We start from the raw sequence: 21,479 nt of genomic DNA, 5'->3' as shown, positions 1-21,479 counted from the left end.
CGGGAAAACGGAGAGGTCATGCGTCGCACGCCAGACCTAACGGACCGTTGTGTCGAGGCTGAAAAGGCCCAGGGTTGAACAGGTGCGCATGGATCGAGGAGAACCGCCGCCGCGAATGGTTGTCGCGAAAGGACACCGTTTAGCGGAAAGTTGCGCGATTTTGCCTCTCTACTCGTCGGCCCGCGTGAGCCCTCTTGTTCGATGTGCGGAGTCGATTCCACCATGACCAAGCCGAACGTCTCCTTTGGCCTGATTGCCATCCAGAGCAGCCGGTCTGCTGTCCACCCACTTCTGCTGTACGGCCGGAGTCGACCCGCTTACGACGTCAGCGGCCCGTAACGGATCGCTCAGAACCGGACATTCAATCATTGCTGTGTCGTTGAACGCTGCGAAGCACTTCATCATATCTGCATACGGGTGGCGCCATGTTCGCAGCCTTGGTGGCCCGCGCGAGCGGCGCCCCCAGGGGTGGGGTCCGGGCCAAGACTCCAGGTGGTCAAGCCCGCTCCCGCTGGCGCGGGATGCGGGCCAGAAACTCCCGCGTGCGCCTCACCGTCGGCCGGTCGAAGATCTCGTCCGGTGCGCCGATCTCCTGCACGCGGCCGTCCGCCATGAAGGCGAATCGCCGGCAATCAAGCCAAGTAGACGGACGGCTCCAGGGCGCGTTGAGCCACGCCGAAATTGGAACTGACGTGGGGCACGCCGGTCATCGCAGACCGATGAGCAGGGCGGCACCGCTCCAGGGGGCGACGACCGCCTGCGCGACGCGCAACTGCAGCGCGACGAGCGCGGCTCCTCGCCCTGATCGAGAGAAGCCGCTCGACCTTTCGGCGAGCGGCCCGAGCCCAGGAAAGGAACATCCGAGAAGGGCACGCGCCTGGAACCGCGTCCACGGAACGTCGGGGTGCCTTACTTGATTTCGGTGTAGCGCCGCATCGGCTAGGATATGCACCAGCGCATTCGATCGCCCCTTCTACGGGCCCTCTGCGTTCGGCTGGCGTCACCGCAGATAGTGCTGTGCGGCCCAACGCGTGATGGCGGCATTGGCGTAGGCCGGTTGCTCAAAGATGCTGGCGTGCTCGGCCTGCGGGACGATCGCGAGCGCCGCGCCGGGGATCGCGACCTTCATGGTCTCGCTGACCTCCAGGGCGTAGATGGGGTCGTCCACGCCGACGATCACCAGGGTCGGAACCGCGATCTTGGGCAGGAGGCCGGTGAAGTCGGGCCGGGTCGCCAGGGCCTGCCCACCGCCCTTAACGCCATTCACGGAGGCTTCGGCCAGGATGTCCATCATGGTTTCCGCCAGCGGAGGATCGTTTAGCCGACCGGTGCCGGTGAGCATCTGACCCGTGACCGTCGGGACGAAGGACGGCACGCCCTGCTGTTCAGCCTGTGCGCCAAAGCCGGGCCACTCGGCCTGCTCCTCGACCGAGGCGCCCATCGCGTTCGTGTCGATGAGCAGCATGCCCAGAAAGCGCTCGGGAGCTTGTCGGTACATCTGGAGCGTGATCTGGCCGCCCATCGAGTGGCCGCCGATGATCGCCTTGCTGACGCCGAGCTGGTTCATGAGACCCAGCATGTCGCGGGCATAGGTCTGGATGGAGCCCCGGTCGTCGGGCGTGGCGGTCTTGCCGAAGCCGCGTAGGTCGGGCGTGATCACGCGAAACTGTCGGCTGAGCCCCGCCAACTGGCCCTGGAACAGCTGACCGCTCAAGGGAAAGCCGTGGATGAGGAGCAAGGGCGTGCCGGTACCCGCCACTTGGTAGAAGATGTGGACCCCATCGGCGTCGACGTACTGACCCTGACGCTGGTCGGCGCTGACGGCCTGCGCCACGGTCGGGGTCGGCGGCGAGGTCAGCTGCTGCGCTTCGCTCCGGCCCGGGATCATCGCGGCGGTGAGGAGGCCGAAGAGGCCTGCCGTCGAAAGCTTGTTCGTCAACTGCGTCTCCGGGCGTCGCGGGGTCGGGATAATCGCTTTCAACCGCCTGAGCGTGGGATGGTTTCAGGGCGCACCGGGCCCGGCGGGGACGGGGGCCGTCGACGCGCGTCCGTCAGGCACGACGTCGACGAGGTCGGTGATGCCCCGCGGCGGGAAGCGGGGAGCCGGTTCGATGGCCGCCGCGGCCGGTACTGCGCCGGCGATCTCCCAGCCGCCGCCGAGCGCCCGGTAGAGCTGCACGAGGTCGGTGGTGATCTGCACGTCGGCGTCGGCCACGTCGTTCTGGCTCTGCAGGAGCTGCATCTGCGCCGAATTGACGTTGAGGAAGTCGACGAGGCCCTCGCGGTAGCGCTGCTGGGAGGCGCGCAACGCGACGGTGTTCTGCGCTGCTGCGCGGCCCACGTCGGAGCGGCGCCGCTGCGCCTGGGCGTAGGCGGTGAGCGCATCGTCCACCTCCCGGAAGGCGCTCAGAACCGTGCGCTGGAACGCGACCGCGGCCTCGCGCTGCTGGGATTCGCGCAAGCTCAGGTTGCCGCGCAGCCTGCCGCCTTCGAAGATCGGGATGGAGACGGAGGGGCCGACGTTGAAGCTGTTCGAGGCCAGCACGAACAGGTTCGACAGGTGCAGGCTCTGCAGGTTTGTCTGGCCGTTCAGCGTGACGTCGGGATAGAAGCTCGCCACCGCGACGCCGGTCTCGGCGGTGGTGGCGTGGAGCCGGGCCTCGGCCTCGCGAACGTCGGGGCGACGCCGCACGAGGCTGCCCGGCACGCCCACCGGCACGCGCGCCGGCACCCGGGGCAGAGCCTTCGTCGGCTTCAGCTCGCCCTCGAGCGCGCGGGGCAACTCGCCGAGCAGCAGCCCAATGGCGTTGATGAGCTGTGCTTCCTGCGTGCGCAGCGGTGGCAGCGTGCCCTCCACCGTCGCCTGTTGGGCGCGCGCCTGGGCGAGGTCGAGCGTCGTCGCCACGCCGTTGTCGAAGCGCGACTGGACGAGGCGGATGTTGTCCCGGGCGATCACGAGGTCGCGCTCCGTGATGGCGATGCGGGCCTGCGCGCCGCGGAGCTGCAGGTAGTTCTGCGCCACCTCGGCCACCGCCGCCAGGGCGACGCCGTTCCGGTCCTCGACCGCCGCCGCCTGCTCAGCCCCAGCGGCCTCGATCTCGCGTTTGACGCGGCCGAACAGGTCGAGTTCCCAGGAGGACTGCAGCCCGTCCTGAAACAGCGCGTAGTCGAGCGGCGCGCCTGGCGCGGGCTCGAGCAGCTTGAGCATGCCGTTGGGGCTGCCGCGATTGTAGGTGGTGAGCGACTGGCCTTCGACGTGCGGCACCGCCTGCGAGGCCACGATCCGGCGCTGCGCTCCGGCCTGGATCACCCGTTCGGCCGCAGCCTTCAGGTCGAGGTTCTGCGCCGCCACCCTTTCGACCAGCGACGTCAGCTCGGCATCGTGGAGGGTGCGCCACCAGCGCGGGTCGGCCTCGGCGCCCTGGGCAGTGCGGCTCGGCACGCCCTCGGTCGGCTCCGCCCCGAAATGCTCGGGAACCTCGACCGCGACGGGCGCGCTCGCCGGCAGGTCGGGTGCGCAGCCGGCGAGCACGAGCGCGGCCAGCCAAAGGGCGAAGGGCCTCTTCAACGCGCCGTCACCCGGTGGGAGGTGTCGCGCTGCTCGCGAACCACGTTTTCGAGCCCGGTGTGGATCGTCGTCTCGACCGAGAAGCCGACGCGCAGCAGCTTCGCCAACGGCTGGCCCGGCGCCACGTCGATCTTCACCGCTAGGCGCTGCACGATCTTGGTGAAGTTGCCGGTGGCGTTGTTGGGCGGGATCGGCGCGAAGGAGGCGCCCGACGCCGGCGCCACGCTGTCCACCGTGCCCTGGAGGTCGATGCCGTAGGCATCGACGTGAATCGTCACGGGCTGGCCGCTGCGCACGTGGAGGAGGTCCGTCTCGCGATAGTTGGCGTTGATATAGACCCGATCGAGCGGCACCACCGTCATAATCGTGGCGCCGGGGCCGACGTAATTGCCGACCTGCACCGAGCGCTCGCCCACCATGCCGTCGAGCGGCGCGAGGACACGCGTGTAGCTCAAGTCGAGCCTCGCCTGTTCGAGCCGCGCCCGGTCGGCCGCGACGCCAGCCTCGGTGGCTTGTCGCTGCGCCTTCAACACGTCGAGCTGCTTCCGCGCCGCGTCGAGCGACGCCAAGGCGCTGTTCAGCTGCGCCTGATCCTGCTGCAGCGTGGCATCGGCCTGCTGGTGCTGCTGGTTCGTGCCGGCGCCCGTGGTGGCGAGGTTGGTGAAGCGCCGCGCATCCGCCTCCGCGAAGCCCAGGCGCGCCCGGGCGGCGTCGACCGAGGCCTGCTGCTCGTCGATGATGGCGGGCTGGCGCGACACGGTGGCCGACACGTCGCCGACCTGCGCGCGGTCGCGCTCGACGGCCGCCTCGGCGGAGGCGACGGCGGTCTCGTAGTCGCGTGGGTCGAGTTCGGCCAGCAGGTCGCCGGCCTTGACGATCTGGTTGTCCTCCACCGGCACGCGGATGACCTGCCCCGACACGCGCGGCGCGATCGTGCTGTAGTGGACCTGCACGTAGGCGTCGTCGGTCCACACGTCCGGCCGTGGCCGGAAGATGAGCCACAGCACGGTGCCGATGAAGGCCAGGAGCACGAGGCCGGCCAGGACGAAGGGCCACCAAGGCAGCGGATTCTTATCCTGCTTCTCGTCCTTCTGGCCATCCTTGTTTTTGTTGCCCTTGCCCTGCTGGCCGTCCTCGCCGCCCTGCCCCTTCTGCTGCTTCCCGTCGTCGTCCTTGGCGTTTTCGTCGGGTTTCGCCTTGGGCTTGGGCTTCTCGGCCTTTGGGTCCCTCGGTGACAGCCAGTCGCGCTGGGGCCTGCCCCGATCCTCGTCATCGCGCGCCATGGGTCTTTCTCAGTGGTCGGCGAATTCGATGCGCGGCGGCAGGGTTCGGCTCGGCAGCACCAGGACGACCGCCATCAGCGCCAGCGTCATGAACCCCAGGATCACGAAGGTGTCGTTGACCGACAGGATGGTCATCGCCTGCTCGATGGCCCCGCTCAGCGCCCGCAGGCTCCCCGGCGCCCGAGGCTGGCCGTTCGGCAGCAGCGCCGGCGGGAGGGAGGGCAGCACGCCGCGCCCCTGGATCACCTGGTACCGGCCGAGCCCGATCTGGTCGACGATGCGGTTGTAATGCAGCGAGCCGCGCCAGCGCATGATGAGATCCATCAGCCAGACGCCGGTCGCTTCCGCGAGGCCGCGCGGGAAGTTCACCATGGCGGAGGTGAAGGGGCCGTCCTTCGGGTCCTTCACGGTGTTGGTGGAGAGCAGCAGCAGCGGCATCACCACCATGGGCTGGCCGACCGCCTGACAGAGCTCCCAGACATAGAACTGGTCGCGATTCCAGGTGAAGTCCACGAAGGCCGAGCCGATGCAGGAGGTCAGCATCAGTGCCAGCCCGACGAAGGAGACGACGCGCGGCTCGGCCCAGCGGAAGTCGAGCAGGAACGCCATGGCGGGCAGCAGGACGATCTGCAGCGACGCGATCTCCAATGTGATCCACTCGGCCTGCAGCGGACGGTAGCCCTGCACGTCGGTGAGATAGCGGATCGGTACCGTCGAGCCGGCCTGCGAGATGATGAGGAAGGTGAAGAGCGCTATGGCGCCGTAGGCGAGGTTGCGCCGCCCGAGCAGTTGCAACTTCAGGAACGGAACCGGGTGGAACCACTCGTTTATCAGCAGGAGCGGGATCGCCACGGCGCTGATCAGCGCCATCACCGAAACGGCCGGAGAGTCGAACCAGTTCAGCCGGTCGCCCTGGTAGAGCATGGTGGACAGCGCGCCGCTGCCGACGACGAGCAGGAGGAAGCCGCGCCAGTTGAAGGTCCGGAAGAGCTCGTATTTCGGCGGCTCCTGCGGCATGCAGGTCGCTACCAGCGTGGCCGAAACCACGCAAAGCGGCACGGCTTCGAAGAACACGAAACGCCAGTCCCCAACGATGTCGGTCCACAGCGCCGCGAGCGTCGCCGCGAGCGCGGGCGTGAAGGTGGCGGTCAGCCCATAGGCCGCGAGGCCGTAGAGGCGGATCGGCGGCGTCAGTACCTTGAAGGCGGTGGTGATCAACAGCGGAATGATCAGGCCTCCCGCGAGGCCCTGGGCGAGGCGCAGGGCATAGACCGCCTCGATGTTCGGGCTGAACGGGATCAGCGCCGACGACAGACTGCAGAGCCCGATGCAGAACAACGTCCAATGCCGCAGCGACGTCGCCATCAGGAACCAGGGCGACACCGCGAGACCGACGATCTCGGCCGAGACGTAGAGGCTTCCGATCCAGGTGCCCGGGTCGTGGCTGATGGAGAGGCCGCCGCGCACGTCGACCAGCGCGAGAGTGGTGACCTGGTCGTTGAACTCGGACGTCATGGCGGCGACGAGGACGCCGGCGAGGCCGATTAGCGGCTTGAGATCCATGAACGAACCCTGACCCGATGCCAAAGCGGCACCTCCACGCCCCGACCACCTCGGCGGGACCGGCCCCACCCCGTGGCGCGCCCGCACCGCGGCACACAGCGTCGCCGAGGCATCTGACGCCGGCCCGCGCTGGGGCATTACCATAGCCGCGAGGCCGATGGCAGCGCCTCCTGACAGGCGACGCCGCCGCGCTCGCCACCCCGGCGCGACAGGACGGCGAGCCCGCGCCTTCGATGACGTGTTACGACCGCGTCCTTGATGATCTCGATGGACCTGCGACAAGGCCCTTTCCCGCACCGTCACGGCACCCATGGCTCTCGCGCTCGTCCCCTTGCTGGTTCTGCTCGCGACTCTCGTCGGCATCGCCGGATGGCGCACTGGCGCCTTCGACGCGCTGAACCTGATCGGTCTCGGCTTCGTGGCCGCGGTCGGGACCGCCTGCGTGATCTACTATCAGGGCGCCCCCTGGCTCGTCGGATGACGGTGCGATCCACCGACTATCTCCGGCTAGCGCCCATTCCTTTCGGGGTCGCCTCGGGAGCGGAGCCTCGGATGGCGTCGGAACGGCCCAGGGGCCGCCGCGCGCAGTGATTGTCCGAGGGAACGGACTCCGTCGAAATCGGTTTTGCCCCCGCAGTCTCTCGGAGGTCGTCATGGTCGCAGATCCGGTCCGCTACAGCCCTGACATCGAGCAGGTCTCGTCCGGCGAGGACGGAACCATCGAGCAGCTAAATCAGACTTTCAATAAGATCCTGACGACGGTCGCCAAAGACTCTGGCCATGCCGTGCGCTCAGTGCACGCCAAGGCGCACGGCATACTGGAGGGTACGATGACCGTCGCGCCCGGGCTCGCCCCGGAACTGGCGCAGGGCCTGTTCACCAAACCGGGCGAGCACAAGGTCTACATGCGCCTGTCCACCAACGCCGGAGACATTCTCCCCGACGCGATCTCGCTCCCGCGCGGCCTCGCCCTCAAGGTGCTCGACGTCGAAGGCGAGCGGCTGCCCGGTGCCGAGGGCACGACCCAGAACTTTATCATGGTCAACGGCAAGGTGTTCCAGGCCAAGACGGCGGAGAAGTTCCTCGGCAGCCTGAAGATGCTCGCCGGCACGACGGATCGCGCCGAAGGGCTGAAGGTCGCCGCCTCGACGGTCCTGCGCGGCGTCAACACGGCCCTGCAGACCGTCGGCGTGGAGAGCACCACGATCGCCGGGCTCGGCGGCGCGCCGAACGTCGATCCGCTGGGCGAGACCTATTACAGCATCACGCCGTTCCGGTATGGGGATTACGTCGCTAAGTTCTCCGTGGCGCCCATTGCCCCTGGGCTGACGGCACTGACCGGCCGGGAGATCGACGCCTCCGGACGCCCCGACGCGATCCGCGAGACCGTGCGGTCCGAGATGCGGGACATCGTGGGGGAGTGGGAGTTCCGCGTGCAGCTCTGCCGCGACCTCGAGCGGCAGCCGGTCGAGGACCCTACCGTGGAGTGGAACGAGGACGAGGCGCCGTTCCAGCGCGTCGCGACCATCCGCGTCCGCCCGCAGGACAGTTGGGACCCGACCCGCGTCCAGGCGGTTGACGAGGAGATGCGCTTCAGCGTGTGGACGGGCTTGGCCGCCCACCGGCCGCTCGGCAACATCAACCGCGCCCGCAACGCGCCCTATGAGTATTCGGCGGCGTTCCGCGAGCGCTTCAACGGCTGCCCCCTCCACGAACCGGCGGGCCAGTCCTGAAGGAGACCTCCATGCGAGCCCTCGTAATAGGCGCCGCACTGACGGCGCTGGCGCTCCTCGCCGCCGCTTCATCGCAGGCCGCCGACACGATGAAGACTGGACTCAAGCCGTTCAACGTCACCATCCGAGTGTTCGACCCGACGAAGGGCGTGGAAAGCGGCCGGGACTACGTGCTGCCCGTGGACAGCCCGGACGAGGAGCACGCGATCGCCTCGACGACCGCCAACGCGGCCTCTTTCACGACGACGATGGGCGGCGCTCGGCCGCTGCCCGTCGCCTTTACCTGCATCAAGATCGAGCCTCGGCCCTGACGGGCGCCGCTGCCCGGCCGGCGTGATCTTCATCCCTCATCCAACGAAAGGCGACACTATGTCCGACAGCCTCTACGTCATGCAGGATCCTCGCGATCAGTATCCGGGTCCGCCCAAGAAGAGTGAGATCCAGTCTGCGCCCGCCACCCAGCAGAAGATGAGCGAGAAGCCAGACTGCGGCGAGACGTCCTACAAAGGCTCTGGCCGCCTCGCCGGACGCAAGGCCCTTCTGACGGGTGCCGACTCCGGCATCGGCCGGGCGGCCGCGATCGCCTTCGCCCGCGAAGGCGCCGACGTCGCCATCGGCTATCTGCCGAACGAGCAAGAGGACGCCGAGGAGGTCGCCAAGCTCGTCCGCGCCGCCGGGCGGAACGCTGTGTTGCTGCCGGGCGACATCTCGCAGGAGAATGTCTGTCTGAAACTCGTGAAGGACGCGGTCGCGGAGCTCGGGAGTCTCGACATCCTGGTCAACAACGCCGGCAGGATGGGCAAGACCGAAGGCCTGCTCGACACCACAACCGAGCGTTTCGACTCGTTGATGAAGACGAACATCTATTCGTTCTTCTGGATCACCAAGGCGGCTGTCCCGCACATGAAGCCGGGCTCCTCGATCATCAACACGACGAGCGTGCAGGGTTACGATCCGACCCCTACGATCTTCGACTATGCGATGACGAAGGCCGCGATCGCCAACTTCACCAAGGGTTTGAGCCAGCCGCTGATGGAGGAATACGGCATCCGCATCAACGCCGTCGCGCCCGGCCCGATCTGGACCCCGTTGCAGGAGGCCAACGGCGACAAGAAGAAGCTGGAGACGCTCGGCGGCAAGACGCCGTTCAAGCGCCCCGGCCAGCCCGTGGAACTCGCCCCGGTCTACGTGCTGCTCGCTTCGCAGGAGGGCAGCTACATCACCGGCGAGATCTACGGCGTGACCGGCGGTATGGGCAGCGTCGCCTGATCGCCTATCCGACGAGGCTTGGCGACGCCGAGCGGACGGCCGAGGAGCAGGTATCGTTCATCGGCCGTTATCTCGATCGGTAGAGACTGTAGTCGATGAATTGCCACGCTTCCTCGACCGCAGGCCGGCACCGGGCGTGCCCTGACCCTCGGGGCGGAACTCATCATCCTATCGACATCGAAGACCACGACGCGATCACGAAGGCTCTTGATGCTGCCGTCAGCTCGACCCTAGCCGACATGTCGCGCTGGCTCAACACGGAGCAGAGCCACAGGGTCGGCTGGACGCACGAGGGCGGACATCAAGGCGTTGGACACGAGGTCGGTCCACGGCTGGCGTCTTCGATCGGCATGGTATCGAGGGCACTGTAGAGCTGAATTTCGACCTCGAAATCGGCGTTGTAATCGCACAATCAGTCGATCATCGGGGTCTACAGGGCGTCGTGGTCTATCGCCATTCTGTCGAGCGTCTATTGAGCATAGGCCGTGGGAACGACGGCGAGTTTGGCCATATGGTCGCCGTAGTGAGCTATATGGTCGCCGTAGTGAATTGACGCCTGGGTGAAACAAGCCTCCGGTATCGGTGCCGACCCTGAAGCGGTGCCGAGGCCCTATTACCGGCCTGTGACACCGCCGACACCACCGTCTTGACGGCGTTTGAGATCTACGGAGGATGTTCGAGCCGGCGATGTTTCATGAGAGGCTGGGAGGCGGTTCCGACCGCAAAACAATTGTCTGACCCGCGCACGAAATCCTGTGTCGCCGCAGTGTAACCCACTGTTCACGCAGGGCTTCTTCAGGACCGTCTCCCTGCGGCGCCACGCTGTGGCTGTCAATCTCGAACGTCTGCCGTCAAGTCGGCGTCGCTCCAAAACGGTCCGTCTACCATGGCTCTCACCGACCACCATGAACCGCACCGCACTGATGCTGCTCCCCGTCGGGCGAACGTGGTCAGCTGCCTGTACCGCGGGCCGGCTGCCCGCCATCATCGGCCCTGCGCCGTGCCGACAAAGCGATAGGTCAACCCTGCACGGCGCCATCTACCCGGCGCAGTAGAAAGTCCCAACACTCCGGGCCGCCCCGCCGTCGAGGCATGGCGGACCGGGTGGCGGCCGCGTCGTTTGCCGCTTCAACCCGTCGGCGTGTAACGCGGCAATCTGGATGAGACTCCGTATTGCCTCACTCAGAAATGTTCCCGAGTAGGTGATTGTCGTTGCCGCGTGCAATGGCTCCCAGATAGGGTCGAAGGGAGCGTGATGCGGAAGGCATCGGCTCTGCGGTGGCGTGCGGGATCGGCCCCGTCACGGCATGGGAACGGGCACGCGGTCCAGCCCCGAAGCCGCGCAGCGGGGCGCCACAGGCGCCGGGCTGGAGGGCGTGAACGAGCCCATGCCAAGATACATCGATCTCGGGCCCTCCTTCATACGACGGTCTCCGCTGACGGGGTGAGCTGCTCCTCGATCGGCACGAGGTCGGTCGCAAGCTCCCCATCGCCGAACACGAGCTTGTGGGCCACGTCGCTCCGCCAGCCCTTGAGACGGCGCTGCACGGTTCGGATCTGCCCGGGGGTGAATGCGTCGGGATGCTCGGCCATCAGCCGCTCCAACAGTTCCCGCGACGTCCGGAACGGCTCGGCCTCGAACCATGCCCGCAAGGTATCGGTGACGGCTGCCAGAGGGTCGGGCCGGCGTCGCCCTCGCTTGGCCGCCTGTTTCTTCCGGGCAGTCGGCCTCACCTCGCCGTCCTGCCAAGCGGTGCGCAGTCCCGTCAGGAACTGCTCGAGCGAGGGCGCCGTCGGTGGTTCCGCTCCGTTCGGAATGGGCTGGTCGGCCAGGGTGACGAGCTCGGCCTGCAACGCGCGGATGTCGCGCAGCAGCGCCACCGGATCGAGCCCGGCGTGCACGGTTTCGAGCGTCCGACGCAGCTCATCGGTCGTCCGCCCATCAGCGATCAGGCGCTCGTAGGGTGTCTTCGGCTTGTGGTATGTCTTGCGGACCTTGGCTCCGTCGCGCGCCTTGGCCTGCAACTTGAACGACGGTTGGAAGTGGTTCACGTAGAAGCGCATCGACCTGTAGAGACGAGCCAGGACAGACGCAGCCTGTAGACCCTCATATCGCCTGTAGCCGACAGTACGGCGGACAACGGCTCCATTCTTCTGCTCGATCCAGGCTTGATCGTTCTTTCGGTAGGGCCGGCATCGCGTGAACTCAACTCCGGCTTCAGCGCAGTAGCTGCGGACCGTCTCGTTCATGAAAACGCTGTCGTTGTCCGTGTCGAAGCCGAGCAGTGGGAACGGCAACGTCTTGCGCACTTCGTCGAGCACGCGCGTGAGCAGGACCTGCTCGCGCACCAGGAGCGGAGCGCACTCCGTCCAACCAGTGGCGATATCGGTCACGACCAGCGTGTACAAGAAACTGCCTCGTGCATTCGGTCCACTGTGCTGCACGAGATCGGCCTCGGCAAAGCCGGGCGCGGGATCTCCCCAATCCGCGAAGGTCCTGATCGGCACCAGGCGCTTGACCGCCGACGAGGGCGTGGAACGGCGCCGGTTGCGCCCCGCCGTGGCCCGCGTGTCGGCGAGTGCTCGATCCATCGTGGCGGCGCTCATCGCCAACAGACGGTCCTGCACGGTTCCGTCCAGATCGAGATGGCCGTGTCGGCCCATGGCGTCGAGCAGGGTGGGCAGGAGCTCCTTGAGCCGCTTGCCGCAGATCCGATCCGCCGCCTTCCAGACCACGATCAGCGCCTGCCGGGCCGCATCGTCGTAGAGCCGCCGGCCTGGCCGGGGTCCGGTTCGCGCCGTCGGTGTCCCGCCCCTGAGCACCCGGGCCGCATGCTTGCGGTGATGGCCGGTCAGGGCCACCAACTCATCCAGAATACGACCTCGATCCTGACGGTTCGCCCCTCCATAGCGGCCGGCCAGAACCGCCAAGACCTCATCGCGCGTCACCATGCTGACCATCCTCATCGGACCCCTCCCTGACCGCTCCCTTCAGGGAACAATTCAATGAGGCAATGAGGTCAGCATCCGGCAACGTTTCTGGCGAGGCAATGCGAGCCTCACCTTGATTGACGCCGGACACCGTCGGCGGCTCATGAGTGCTGGGGGCCTGCGCGGCGAGCCGGTGCAGGCGTTCGGCGACGGCCCGCAGGCTGACGTCGCCCTTGTGTAGGATCTGGTTGGCGCCGGCGAGGCGCCGGCGGTCCTCGCGCGTCAGGTCGAGGGCCGTCAGAACCACGACCGGGACTCCCTCGCAGTCGGGGCGAGCCCGAAGGTGCTGCAGAAAGGCAAACCCGTCCATCACGGGCATCGTCAGGTCGAGCAGGATCACGTCGGGGCGACCAGCGTCGACCCTGGCGAGGCCGTCCTGCCCGTCCTCGGCTTCCACCACGGTCCAGCCGTCCTTGTCCAGGAATGAACGCAGTCGGTCGCGCGTGTCGGGGTCGTCGTCGATCACCAGCGCCGTCCCCTCCGGCGGCCGGAAGCGGTCCATGACGGCCTTGAAGCGGTCCCATCGCACCGGCTTCTGGACGTAGTCGGCGGCCCCCAGCGAGGCCGCCAAGCCACGCTGTTCGACCGACGTCACCATAACGACGGGAATGTCGACCAAGTCCGCGTCGGTTTTCAGGGCGCTCAGCACCGACCAACCGTCGATACCCGGCATCATGACGTCGAGCAGGATGCTGCGGGGGTGCAGCGCGCGCGCCAGTTCGATCCCCTTGCGGCCGTCCGCGGCGACCTGGACCCGGAACCCTTCCCGGTGCAGGAAGCGCGTCATCAGGATGCGCTGGTCGGCGTCGTCGTCTATGACGAGGACGAGGTCCGAACCGGCATCCGACGTCGCGCCCGCGGTTTCATTCGGGAGCCCGTCTTCCATCAAGGCCTCGACATGGGTCGCAGGCAGTCGGAGCGTGAAGGCTGTCCCGCGGCCTTCCGCGCTCTCGACCGACACCGTGCCGTCCAGCATGTCGGCGAAGGCCTTGGTCAGCGACAGACCAAGGCCGGTGCCGCCGAACCGCCGCGTCGTGGAGCTGTCGGCCTGTTGGAATCGCCTGAACAGCTTCTCCACCTGCTCCGGCGTCATGCCGATGCCGGTGTCGGAAACGCGGAAGGCGATCCGCGCGCCCGTCGGGTCCGACGTGTCGCGCCACGCCGCGAGCGTGACCGTGCCCCCCTCGGTGAACTTGGCGGCGTTGCCCAGCAGGTTGAGCAGCATCTGCCGCACCTTGGTCAGGTCGGAGTGCATCTCGGCGAGGTCGGGCGCGAGGTCGAGGACGAGCCTGTTGCCCTTCTTGCCGACGAGCGTGCGGACCGTGTCGGCAACCTCGCGCACCGAGGCCTCGACGTCGAAGTCCTCGGCATAGATCTCCATCTTGCCGCTCTCGACCTTGCTCAGGTCGAGCACGTCGTTGATGAGACCGAGGAGGTGGCGAGCGTTGCCCTCGATCTTGCGCATGTCGGCCGCGAGGCCGGCCTCGTCCCCGCCGTCCTCGATGTCCTCCAGCATCATCTCGCTGTAGCCGATGATGGCGGACAGCGGCGTGCGCAGCTCGTGGCTCATGTTGGCGATGAAGGTCGACTTGGCGACGTTCGCCTCCTCGGCGGCGTTCTTCGCGGCGACGACCTCCAGCTCGGCCGCCTTCTGGTCCTCGATGTCGGTGTTGGTGCCGATCCAACCCGTGACGGCGCCGTCGCCGTCGCGCTGCGGCACGGCGCGCACGAGGTGCCATCGGTAGGCGCCGTCGTGGCGCCGGACGCGGAACTCCACCTCGTACACGCCGCCCCCTAGAAGCGCCGCCGCCCAGGCGGTCCCGGCGGCCGGCAGGTCGTCGGGGTGGACGAGGGCGGTCCAGCCCAGCCCCCCGGGCGTGATGCTCCCCGGCCCGGCATAGGCGTGGGTGCGGTCGTTCGCCCAGTCGACATCGCCCCCCGGCGTGGCGGTCCAGACCTGGTTCGGGATGGCCTGGGTCAGGCCGCTGAACAGGGCCTCGCTGTCCCGCAACGCCTTCTCGGCCTGGGCCCGCTCGACCGCGTCCCAGATCCGAGACGCCACGCCCTCGATCAATTCGACGTCGCCCGGCGACCACCGCCGGGGCTCGCGCTGGTTGACGTAGAGGATGGCCTTGAGCCGTCCGTCCCGGAGCAGCGGCACCGAGACGAAGGCCCGGGTCTCGATGCCGGCCCAGGCTGCAGGGTCGTAGACGAGATCGGCCAGAATGTCGGCGCAGAGGTTCGTCAGGCCCCGGCGCTGGCGGTCGGCCGCCGCCGCGCCGAAGCCGTCGATGTGTACCTCGCCGCTGTTCGGCGCGACGCCGTCCTCGTAGCCGGAAGCGAGCAGGACGGTGCGGCCGTCGGCCTGCACCTCCCCGTAACCGACGCGGTTGGCCCCGAGGTGACGCCCCAGAGCCCGCACCGCGGTCGACACGATGGCGTCGGGCTCGTCCACGCCCTGCAGGGCGTTCTCCAAGGCCAGGCGGAAGGCCTGCCGCCGGTCGGCCAGCACCTGGCGGGTCGTCTCGTTGCAGGCGCAGAAGAATCCGACGACAGTCCCCTCGTCGTCGGCAACCGGCGTATAGGAGAAGGCGAAATGCGCCTCGCGGTCGAGCCCCTCGCGGTCGATCTCCAGGGTGAGGTCGTCCATGTGCACCGGCTCGCCGGCGAAGACCTGTTCGACCAGGGGGGCCAGGTCGTCGCGCACCTCGCCCCAGGTCTCGTAGAAGTCCGCTCCCAGGGCGGCGGGATGCTTCGAGCCGAGCAAGGCCACGTAGGCATCGTTGTAGAGCATGGTCAGGTCTGTGCCCCAGGCGACGAACATGGGCTGCTTGGAGGCCAGCATGAGACCGACCAGGGCCTTGAGCGCAGGCGGCCACGTCGCCGGCTGGCCCAACGCGTTGCGGTCCCAGGCGAATGCCCTCATGCGCTGACCCATCTCCCCGCCACCGGGGAGGACGGGACGGACGGCGTTGCTCACGGCTCATCTCCAGGGTGGGGGCCGATCACGCCCGGTGCCGACGAAACGCGAAACGACGTCGCGAGGCAAGGGCGCCGACCGTCCGGTTCGGGACAAGTCTCCAGCGGAGAGTTCGCCGGTTCCGCGTCGGCCAACCCTGTGCCGGAGGTGCCGGACGGCGCCCTCACCCTGCGATGAGCGCCCTGATCTTGGCAGCCAAGTCGTCCATGGCGAAAGGCTTGGTCAGCACCGCCATGCCGGGATCGAGGTGGCCGTTGCCCACTGCTGCGTTCTCGGCGTAGCCGGTGATGAACAACACCTTGAGGTTTGGGCGCAGCACACGGGCGGCATCGGCGACCTGCCGCCCGTTCATGCCGCCCGGCAGGCCGACGTCGGTAACGAGGAGGTCGACGCGGGCGTTGCCCTCCAGGACTTTCAGGCCCGACGGGCCGTCCTCGGCCTCGATGGCGGCGTAGCCGAGGTCGGACAGCACGTCGCCCACCAACATGCGCACTGTAGGCTCGTCGTCGACGACCAGCACGGTCTCGCCGGCTTCCGCGCGCGGGGTCTCGCGACGGTCCGGGGGAGCCTCCGCGTGCTCCTCCGCCCCGTAGTGCCGAGGCAGGTAGATGCACACCATCGAGCCCTGGCCCACCTCGCTGTAGATCCGCACCTGTCCGCCCGACTGGCGGGCGAAGCCGTAGATCATCGACAGGCCGAGCCCCGTCCCCTGGCCGAGCGGCTTGGTGGTGAAGAACGGGTCGAAGGCCCGGGCGACGACGTCGGGCGGCATGCCGGTGCCGGTGTCGGACACGCAGAGCGACAGGTACTGGCCCGGGGACACATCGCGCTCATGAGCCGTGCGGTCGTCCATCCAGCGGTTGGCGGTCTCGATCGTGATCCGTCCCCCGTCCGGCATGGCGTCGCGGGCGTTGATGCAAAGATTGAGCAGCGCGTTCTCAAGTTGGCTCGGATCGACAAGGGCGGTCCACAACCCGACCATGTCGACGGTCTCGACGGTGATCTCCGGCCCAACTGTGCGGCGGATCAGGTCAGTCATTCCGAGGACGAGCTTGCGGACGTCGGTGGGCCTGGGATCGAGCGTCTGGCGGCGCGAGAACGCCAAAAGACGATGCGTGAGCGCCGCAGCGCGCTTCGAGGCGCCCTGGGCCGCGATGATATAGCGGTCGAGGTCGTTGATTCGACCCTGCGCCACCCGCTTCTGCAGCAGGTCGAGGCTGCCCGAAATGCCGGTCAGCAGGTTGTTGAAGTCGTGCGCTAGGCCGCCAGTGAGCTGCCCGACGGCCTCCATCTTCTGCGACTGACGCAACGCCTCCTCGACGTTCATCAACTCACGCGTCCGAGCCTCGATGCGCTGCTCCAGGTCATCGTTCATCGCCCGGAGCCGGATCTCCGCATGGCGACGCTCGATGGCGGCGCGCGCGCGGTCGGCGACGTTCCTCGCGAAGGCGACCTGCTCGGCGGACCAGAGACGAGGGGCGTCATTGTTCAGGTAGAACAACGCCACGAACCGGCCGTGCTCGAATACGGGGATGTTGAGGAGCGACTTGACCCCGATGCCGTCGAGACCTTGCAGCCCGGGCATCGTTCGAACGTCGGTTCGCGTGTCGTGGATGGCCACCGCCACGCCGCTCTTGAGGTCCTCGATGTACGAGCCGTAATCGCGATAGTTCAGGGTTCCGGCCAGGCTGGACAGGCCTGGAGCCGTCCAGTCCCACTCGATGGCGATCGTCTCCGCATCGGCGTCGACGGTGCCGTAGCCCGCTCGCGTTGCCCTGACGACGCGTCCCATGATCTCGGCGGCGGCGAAGGCCATCTCGGCAGGATCTTCGAGGTCGCGCAGGCGATCGCCCAGTTCCAGGAGAGCAGCCTGCTTGACCTCGGCCCGCTTCCTCGCGGTGACCTCCAGGAAGAGCGCCGCAAAGCGGTCCCCATCGAGATGGAAGGCGCGCCCGTCGTACCAGCGGCCGAGCGAACCGACCTCCCGGGTGAAAGTCGACGGACGGCCGGTTTCGACGACCGTCACCATCTCCTCAACCCAGGCATCCTCGATGTCGGGAAACAGCTCCCGGATCGTGCGGCTGACAGCCGACTCGGATGGGATCCCGACGAGGTCTCCCCAAGCGGGGTTCACGTCGAGGTAGCGCCAGTCGGTGACACGGCCGGCCGCATCCCGCACCAGCTCGCCAACGATCAAGCCCTCCTGGAGCTTCGCGAAGAGCCCGCGCCAGTGGGCCTCGCTGTCGCGCATCGCCGCCTCGGCCCTGCGCTCCTCCTCGACATCGACGAAGGTCGTCACCGCGGCTACGACGGCGCCCGCCTCGTTGCGGATGGGCGTGCTACTCACCTCCAGGCGACGCTTCCTTGCAGACTCCGACCGTCCGGGCCCGCCCGGGACGTAGATGATCTCCTCGCGTTCGATGGCGACGCCGGACCTGAGGACGCGCATCGTCGGGTAGTCATCGATGCCGTAGGGCCGGCCGTCCGGGTGGGCCGCCCCGTATAGGCTATAGCGCTCGGCGTCGCCGTCGAACTCGCCCTGACCGAGCAGTTGGCGGGCCTTGTCGTTGACGATCTGGACGCTGCCCTGACGCGCCTCGATGATGGAGATGCCGACCGGGGCCTGCCGGATCACCGTGCCGAGGAACTCGCGCTGCATCCGCAGTTCGGCCTCACTCTCGCGGACCGCGGTCTCCGCCTGCCACGTCGCGGTGATGTCGCGCGAGATGGAGAGCAGCCTTTCCGGCTTGCCGTCGGCGCCCATGATGGCGGTGACCTGCACGTCCCAGTGGCGGGGCGTCCCGGCCACCGTGTCGGCGGGACCCTGGAATCTCCCGACGCCACCCGCCTTCGCCGTCGCCAGCGCCGACTCGGCCTTCTCACGGCCTGATTCCTGCCAGAAGTCGGGCCAGGGACAGCCCTTGATGGCGTTGAAGTCGCCGACCTCCATGACGCGCTGGCCGCCCTCGCTCATGAAGGTCAGGTTTCCGTCGAGGTCGAGGACCTTGATGCAGTCGGACGAGGAGGCTAGCACGCCACGCATAAATTCCGCGTCCGCCCGCTGCCGCTCCTCGGCATGTCGCTGTTCGGTGCGGTCCCGCAGCACCTTCACGAAGCCGACCGCGGCCCCCTGCTCGTCGCGCAGCACCGTCATCTCGCCGACGGCCCAGAAGCGCTCGCCGCCCTTGCGTTGATGCCAGCGCTCGTCGTTGCCGCGACCGGTGTCGAGCGCCTTGCGCATCTCGGTCGCGACGCGGCCCGTCGCGACATCCTCGGGGGTGAAGAAGCGATCGACCGGCTGCCCCAGCATCTCGTCCTCGGACCAGCCGAGCACGCGACGCGCCCCGTCGCTCCACCGGGTCACCAGACCGTCGAGATCCGTGGCCACGATGGCGAAGTCCATCGCGCTGTCCAGGATCCGGCGCAGGTGGGCGTCACCCCGCCCGGAGGCAGTTTCTGTCACGGCGAGGCGGCGGCGCAGACGCTCGTTCTCGGCCGACAGGGCCGCCTCACGGAGGCTCGATGCTGACATGTCCCCGGCGGTGGTCGGGAGTTCTGGGCTCGTCATGCCCGACCTCTCGCACAAGGTGGAAAACAGGGCCAGTGCGTATGGCAGCGACCCGTGCCCACATCGACGAACGGTCCCGTCGAGGCCAGGACCACCGACCGCAGCGGTGGGGAATGCCGCGCGATCCAGCGCCTCACGGGTCCGACCTGCCCCTGTTCCGGCGCGGCGCCTTGCGCAGGATGCGGGACAGGGCCTCGACCGAATAGGGCTTCTGCAGCAGGTCGAACCCGTGGCGGCCCTCCTCCGCGAGGACGTGGCTGTAGCCGCTCGTCAGGATGATCGGCAGGTCGGGATGGAGCCGCCGGATACATTGGCCGAGTTCGATGCCGTTCATCCCCGGCATGACCACGTCCGAGAAGACGACATCGAAGGCGCCTGCGTCCTCCGACAGCAGCCTCAGCGCCTCTTCGGCGTTGGTGGCCCACGTCGTGCAGTAGCCGAGGTCTTGCAGGAGCTGCGTCGAGAAGGCGCCGACGTCCAGGTTGTCCTCGACGACGAGCACACGACAACCGGCGCCCTTCGCGACCAGGGCGGACGCCTCCGTCCCCGATGCTATCGCCCCCTCGGGCTCGACCTGCGGCAGATAGAGCGTGAAGGTCGTGCCGACCCCGACCCGGCTCTCGACGTCCACGTCGCCGCCCGACTGCTTGGCGAAGCCGAAGACCTGGCTGAGGCCGAGCCCGGTCCCCTTACCGACCTCCTTGGTGGTGAAGAAGGGCTCGAAGATCCGGCCCACGGCTTCGGACGCTATGCCCACCCCCGTGTCGGTGAGCGACACGGCGACGAAGCGGCGTTCCGAGCCGGCGTGCCCGCGGATGGGCGGCATCGTGAGGCCGCAGTCGACGGAGAGCGTCAGCGTGCCCTCTCCATCCATAGCGTCGCGCGCGTTCACCGCCATGTTGACCAGCGCCGTCTCGAACTGGCTGACGTCGGCAAGGACGTGGCAGGAAGCGTCCGGCACGCGGGTCTCGACCTTGATGCGGGCGCCCACGACGGAGTTCAGCATGTCGGCCACGGAGCCCAGGCGTTCCCCGACGTCGAAGGTTTCCGGCTTCAAGGCTTGGCGTCGGGCGAAGGCCAACAACTGGCCGGTGAGCTTGGCGGCGCGGTCCACCGTGGTCGAGATCGCGTCGACGTAGCGGGCGCGGCGCTCCTCCGGCAGGTCGCGCCGACGCAGCAGGTCGGCCGAGGAGCGGATGACGGTCAGGAGGTTGTTGAAGTCGTGCGCCACGCCGCCGGTGAGCTGGCCGACGGCTTCGAGCTTCTGTGACTGGCGAAGCTGTTCCTGCGCAGCAGCGTGCTCCCGTTGCTCGGTGGCGAGGGCGGATGTCCGTTCCTTGACGCGCCGCTCCAGCGTGTCATTGACCCCCCGCAGAGCCAATTCGGCGTGCTTTGCGTCCGTGACGTCGCTGCCCTGCACGAAGATACCGGCCACGTCGCCCGTCGGGTCGCGCACCGGCTGGTATACGAAGTCGACGAAGCGCCTCCGAGGCTCCGTGTCCCCCGGCGTCGCGTCCAGCACGATCTCCAGCCCTCGACCCACGAAGGTTTCCCCCGACATGTAGACCCGGTCGAGGAGTTCGTAGAAGCCTTGTCCTTCCAGTTCCGGCAGGGCATCGCGCACCAGACGGCCGACGAGGCCGCGGTTGCCAACCAGCCTCATGTAGGCGTCGTTCGCCATCCCGAACCGATGGTCTGGGCCATGCAGCATGCACACGAAACCGGGGGCCTGTTCGAACATGCCGCGCAGCCGGTCGCCCTCGGCCTGGAGACGCCAGTTGGCCTCCTGGAGCGTTCGAGCCCGGGTGAAGATGCCGCTCTGCGCTGGGTCGAGGTCCGGGCCACGATCCTTTTCGGCATCCCGCACCGAGTCACGCAGGCGCTGCATCTCGGTCACGTCGATGGGATGCTGGAGGACCAGCGCCACCTCGCCCGTCGCGTCGAGGACGGGCTCGTGCACGATGCTCCAGTAGCGCTCGTCGAAGCCACCCGCACCGTCGGGGCTCGGGATGTCGAAGCGCAGCAGGGCGATGGTGTGCGGTTGCCGGGTGCGCAGCACCCGCTCGAAGGACGCGACGGCGATGCGCAACGTCTCCGGATCGGTGGGGAACGCGTCCCAGGCCCACCTCCCGACGATGTCGTCGAGCGTACGCCCGGTCGCCTTCAGGTAGGCCCGGTTCGCCCCGACGATGTCGAGCGAGCGGTCGAGCACGAGGTAGGGATTCGGCGAGGCGTCGAACAGCGCCTGGTAATCGAGTTCAGGCCGATCCACGGCGGCATCCTTCCATCTGGGCATTCGTGTCGACAAGGGACCGCTCGCAACACAAATGGTCACGGCGTCCCACAACCGCTAACCCGATGCCCACGCGCGAACGCGACACCGCACGCCTGGATCGGTGGACGTGCCGCATCGCCAATTTGCTGGACGGGTCAGGCATACTGCATGAACGCTTCAGACGACCCCACCTACCGACGCGTCGGGACAGCCGCTTCCTTGATGAGGCGTGCCAGCAACTCGGCCATG

12 protein-coding genes are annotated in these 21,479 nt (G+C 67.9%); 4 read left to right on the top strand and 8 right to left on the bottom strand.

Features of this window, described 5'->3' with window-relative positions; all coding sequences use genetic code 11:
- Nucleotides 1-1,000 precede the first annotated feature (1,000 nt).
- The 4 genes from D3273_RS25010 to D3273_RS24995 all read right to left on the bottom strand — a co-directional run bounded on the left by D3273_RS25010 (nucleotide 1,001) and on the right by D3273_RS24995 (nucleotide 6,414).
- Nucleotides 1,001-1,939, bottom strand: coding sequence for an alpha/beta fold hydrolase (locus D3273_RS25010; protein WP_129229683.1), 939 nt, complete (start codon nucleotides 1,937-1,939; stop codon nucleotides 1,001-1,003).
- Between the two features lie 63 nt (nucleotides 1,940-2,002).
- Nucleotides 2,003-3,568: an efflux transporter outer membrane subunit gene (locus D3273_RS25005; protein ID WP_129229682.1), complete on the bottom strand. Its 1,566-nt coding sequence runs from the start codon at nucleotides 3,566-3,568 to the stop codon at nucleotides 2,003-2,005.
- On the bottom strand, nucleotides 3,565-4,851 hold the full coding sequence (locus tag D3273_RS25000) for an HlyD family secretion protein (protein WP_129229681.1): 1,287 nt from the start codon (nucleotides 4,849-4,851) through the stop codon (nucleotides 3,565-3,567). Before D3273_RS25000 ends, D3273_RS25005 begins: the two co-directional genes overlap by 4 nt.
- A 9-nt stretch (nucleotides 4,852-4,860) precedes the next feature.
- Nucleotides 4,861-6,414 carry an MFS transporter gene (locus D3273_RS24995; RefSeq protein ID WP_129229680.1) on the bottom strand — a complete coding sequence of 518 codons (1,554 nt, stop codon included), beginning with the start codon at nucleotides 6,412-6,414 and terminating at the stop codon, nucleotides 4,861-4,863.
- A 310-nt stretch (nucleotides 6,415-6,724) separates the two neighbouring features.
- Between D3273_RS24995 and D3273_RS28490 the strand changes: the two genes are divergently transcribed.
- The 4 genes from D3273_RS28490 (at nucleotide 6,725) to D3273_RS24980 (ending at nucleotide 9,416) form a co-directional block, all read left to right on the top strand.
- A complete protein-coding gene (locus D3273_RS28490) occupies nucleotides 6,725-6,895 on the top strand; it encodes a hypothetical protein (protein ID WP_165359682.1) in 171 nt (56 codons plus the stop codon).
- Between the two features lie 172 nt (nucleotides 6,896-7,067).
- The gene (locus tag D3273_RS24990) at nucleotides 7,068-8,147 is read left to right on the top strand and encodes a catalase family protein (protein WP_129229679.1); all 1,080 of its coding nucleotides are present in this window, start codon (nucleotides 7,068-7,070) and stop codon (nucleotides 8,145-8,147) included.
- An 11-nt stretch (nucleotides 8,148-8,158) separates the two neighbouring features.
- Nucleotides 8,159-8,458, top strand: coding sequence for a hypothetical protein (locus D3273_RS24985; RefSeq protein ID WP_129229678.1), 300 nt, complete (start codon nucleotides 8,159-8,161; stop codon nucleotides 8,456-8,458).
- 58 nt (nucleotides 8,459-8,516) lie between these two features.
- Nucleotides 8,517-9,416, top strand: a complete 900-nt coding sequence (locus tag D3273_RS24980) for an SDR family oxidoreductase (RefSeq protein WP_129229677.1) — start codon at nucleotides 8,517-8,519, stop codon at nucleotides 9,414-9,416.
- A gap of 1,419 nt (nucleotides 9,417-10,835) precedes the next feature.
- Here the strand turns inward: D3273_RS24980 and D3273_RS24975 are convergent.
- The 4 genes from D3273_RS24975 to D3273_RS24960 form a co-directional block, all read right to left on the bottom strand.
- Nucleotides 10,836-12,383 (bottom strand): integrase catalytic domain-containing protein, encoded by a 1,548-nt coding sequence (locus tag D3273_RS24975; protein ID WP_165359681.1) that lies wholly within the window; start codon nucleotides 12,381-12,383, stop codon nucleotides 10,836-10,838.
- Complete coding sequence (locus D3273_RS24970; RefSeq protein WP_165359680.1) at nucleotides 12,352-15,333, bottom strand: response regulator; 2,982 nt, start codon at nucleotides 15,331-15,333, stop codon at nucleotides 12,352-12,354. The genes D3273_RS24975 and D3273_RS24970 overlap by 32 nt, the downstream gene beginning before the upstream one ends.
- Before the next feature lie 217 nt (nucleotides 15,334-15,550).
- On the bottom strand, nucleotides 15,551-18,955 hold the full coding sequence (locus tag D3273_RS24965; protein WP_129229675.1) for a PAS domain-containing protein: 3,405 nt from the start codon (nucleotides 18,953-18,955) through the stop codon (nucleotides 15,551-15,553).
- A 133-nt stretch (nucleotides 18,956-19,088) separates the two neighbouring features.
- Nucleotides 19,089-21,227 (bottom strand): PAS domain-containing protein, encoded by a 2,139-nt coding sequence (locus D3273_RS24960; RefSeq protein ID WP_165359679.1) that lies wholly within the window; start codon nucleotides 21,225-21,227, stop codon nucleotides 19,089-19,091.
- Between the last annotated feature and the right edge of the window lie 252 nt (nucleotides 21,228-21,479).

The sequence above is a fragment of the Lichenibacterium minor genome (assembly GCF_004137685.1).
GTDB lineage: Bacteria > Pseudomonadota > Alphaproteobacteria > Rhizobiales > Beijerinckiaceae > Lichenihabitans > Lichenihabitans minor.
The sequence above is the reverse complement of the archived record's forward strand: the minus strand, read 5'-3'. Positions and strand labels throughout refer to the sequence as shown.